A 3,128-nucleotide genomic window follows, 5' to 3' on the forward strand; every position below is an offset into this window, starting at 1 on the left:
ACATCGGTATCGCCGGCGCCGGAGATGAAGGCTTTGGCGCCATTCAGCACATAGTCATCACCGTCTTTTTTCGCGGTGGTGCTTAACGAGGCCGCATCGGAGCCGGCCCCCGGTTCGGTAAGGCAGTAGGACGCCAGCTTTTCCCCACTCATCAGGTCCGCCGCCCAGCGCGCCCGGATGGCATCGCTGCCAAACCGGGTGAGCATCCAGGTGGCCATGTTGTGGATGGTGATGAAAGCCGTGGTCGAGGTGCAGCCCTGGGAGAGTTGCTCGAAGATCAGCGCCGCATCCAGTCGGCTCAGCCCCATGCCGCCGTGCTCTTCATCGCAGTACAGGGAACAGAACCCCAATGCCCCGGCTTCGCGAATGGCGTCTTTGGGAAAGAGGCTGCTTGCATCCCATTCTGCGGCGAAAGGCGCCAGCGCTTTTTCAGAAAACTGTCTGGCCGTTTCGCGGAAGGCGATTTGTTCTTCGCTAAAAGAAAAGTCCACGCGTTGATCCTTTCAAGACCTTTTCATCATTCAAGACCCTGCCCCGGGAGCGTCGCTGGCGGCGCGATAACCTGACGCTGGAATCGCGCCGCCAGCGACGCTCCTACGGAGAATCCCGTCACTTCAAATTGATACTCATGTTTGGCCCGGCCGCCGGAATATCGGAATCGAACCAGCGACTGGTGACGGTCTTGGTTTCTGTGTAGAAGCGCACCGCCTGTTTGCCATAGGCGTGCTGGTCACCGTAGAACGAGCCTTTCCAGCCGGTAAAGCTGAAGAACGGCAGCGGCACCGGAATCGGCACGTTGATACCCACCTGCCCCACTTCCACTTCATGCTGGTATTTGCGCGCCGCAGCGCCGCAGGCGGTGAAGATGGAGGTGCCGTTGCCGTAGGGGCTGTTGTTGACCAGCTCCAACGCCTCTTCCAGGGTATCCACGGTGACGCAGCAGAGTACCGGGCCGAAGATTTCTTCCCGGTAGATGGACATGTCCGGGGTCACACCGGAAAACAGGGTGGGTCCCACCCAGTTGCCGTCCGGCAGGCCATCCACGGTGCACTCGGAACCATCCAGCAAACAGTTCGCGCCCTCTTCCTTGCCCTGCTTGATCAGGGTGAGCACACGCTGTTTGGCCTGGGGACTGATCTGCGGGCCGTAGGCGGCATCGGGATCGTTCCAGGCGCCCGGGCGAATCTTGGCGAACTCGTCTTTCAGTTCATCGATCCAGGCTTTGGAATCGCCCACAAACACCGCCACGCTGATGGCCATGCAACGCTGGCCTGCCGCGCCACATGAGGAGCCCACCAGGCTGCTGATCACCTGTTCTTTTTTCGCATCCGGCATGATCACCATATGGTTCTTGGCACCGGCAAAACATTGGGCCCGTTTCAAATGCTCGGTGGCGGTGCGGTACACGTGCTGTCCCACCGGCACCGAGCCCACGAAGGACACGGCCTTGATGTCGGGGTGAGTCAGCAGGGTATCCACCTGCTCCTTGCCACCATGGACCACCTGCAGCAGCCCCGGCGCGGCACCGGCTTGCTGGAACAGCTCCGCCAGGCGGTTGGGGGTCATGGGGTCCTGCTCGGAAGGTTTGAGCACGAAGGTGTTACCGGCGGCGATGGCCAGGGGGAACATCCACAGGGGGATCATGGCCGGGAAGTTGAACGGGGTAATGCCCGCGCAAACGCCCAGGGGTTGGGTCCAGGAGTGGCTGTCGATGCTTCGTGCCACATTGCCCATGGTTTCGCCCATCATCAGCGAGGCGATGTTGGCGGCCTGCTCGGCCACTTCGATACCGCGCCACACATCCCCCTTGGCATCCTCGAAGGTCTTGCCGGTTTCCTGGCTGAGGATCTCGGCAATCTCTTCCTGGTGCTCCTTGAGCAGGGCCTGGTAACGCAGCATCAGCCGCGCCCGCTCGGACACCGGCACTTCCTTCCAGTCAGCAAAGGCAGCCTTGGCGGAGGCGATGGCCTGCTCCATTTCGCCGGCGGTGGCCGCCGGAGCTTCGCACAGCACGGCCTGGGTGGCCGGGTTGGTCACCGGGATCCACTGGTCGGTATGGCTGGCAACGAATTCGCCATTGATCAGCAGGGGCAGACGACGGGTCATGACAGCTCTCCACGCAAGTATTGTCGGTATGGCTTCCTTTGTAGCACAGCAGCAAACGTATAGAGATAGCCACTTTTGATGCAAGATGGACTATATTGCTGTTTATGAGCCTTTCGATTACAACCGGTGAGCACCCGGCGGAAACCTCCCGCTGGCCTTTGCCGGATACCGGTCAGCGCACGGTGATTCCGCCGGCGGTGCTGGCCACCATGACCGCACATCCCCTTTGCCGCGGCTGCCTGCCTCATGGCGTCGGCTACTACCCCCATGCCGGCGGACACCGCATGTTGCGGGCTCAGCCGGCAGATAATCTGTTGATTTACTGTGTCGCAGGTCAAGGCCAATTGCAGGTCAATGGCAGGACATTACCGGTCCTGGCCGGTGACCTGTTGCTGTTGCCGGCAGGCCTGGCGCATCACTACCAGGCTGATGACAGCGACCCCTGGAGCATTTACTGGGTGCATCTGGGTGGCGATGAAGCGCCGCTTTATTTTGACGAAATTGCCGGAGACAGCCCCGAGCGTTACCGGGTAACGGTGGGGGTGCATTCGCGGTTGGCGGAGGAATTTCAGGCCCTGCTCGCCGCCGTCACCCGGGTGCAGCCGGAGCACCTGGTCTACGCGGCCAACCTGTTGCGCAGTCTGCTGGCCTTTGCCGCGCTGATGCGCCGCCAGCACACCACCCGCCACGCATCTCTGGATATCAACCGGGTCAACAGCTACCTGCAAACCGCCCTCACCCGCCGGCTCAATCTTGACGAACTGGTGGACGCCACCAGTGAGCTTTCGCGCTACCACTTTATTCGTGAATACAAACGCCAGACCGGGCAAACACCCATGCAGGCGTTTCAACGCATCAAGGTAAGCCATGCCTGCTATTTGCTCGATATCAGCGACGATACCGTGGCGCAGATTGCCGCCTGGCTCGGCTATGACGACCCCTATTATTTTTCGCGATTGTTTAAAAAAGTGATGGGTATTTCGCCGCAACGGTATCGTCGGGAGCGGGGGCATTAGGCCGAT

At 60.7% G+C, this 3,128-nt stretch carries 3 protein-coding genes; 1 reads left to right on the top strand and 2 read right to left on the bottom strand.

The window, feature by feature from the left end:
- Window positions 1-491: acyl-CoA dehydrogenase family protein (locus HUJ17_RS06805; protein ID WP_290509984.1), on the bottom strand; the 491-nt coding region annotated here is incomplete at its 3' end.
- Between the two features lie 118 nt (window positions 492-609).
- Window positions 610-2,106: a CoA-acylating methylmalonate-semialdehyde dehydrogenase gene (locus HUJ17_RS06810; RefSeq protein ID WP_290509985.1), complete on the bottom strand. Its 1,497-nt coding sequence runs from the start codon at window positions 2,104-2,106 to the stop codon at window positions 610-612.
- 104 nt (window positions 2,107-2,210) lie between these two features.
- On the opposite strand from HUJ17_RS06810, the gene HUJ17_RS06815 reads away from it, so the two are divergent.
- Window positions 2,211-3,122 carry an AraC family transcriptional regulator gene (locus HUJ17_RS06815; protein ID WP_290509986.1) on the top strand — a complete coding sequence of 304 codons (912 nt, stop codon included), beginning with the start codon at window positions 2,211-2,213 and terminating at the stop codon, window positions 3,120-3,122.
- Window positions 3,123-3,128: the final 6 nt, after the last annotated feature.

Source organism: Alcanivorax sp., from assembly GCF_014762765.1.
Taxonomy (GTDB): domain Bacteria; phylum Pseudomonadota; class Gammaproteobacteria; order Pseudomonadales; family Alcanivoracaceae; genus Alcanivorax.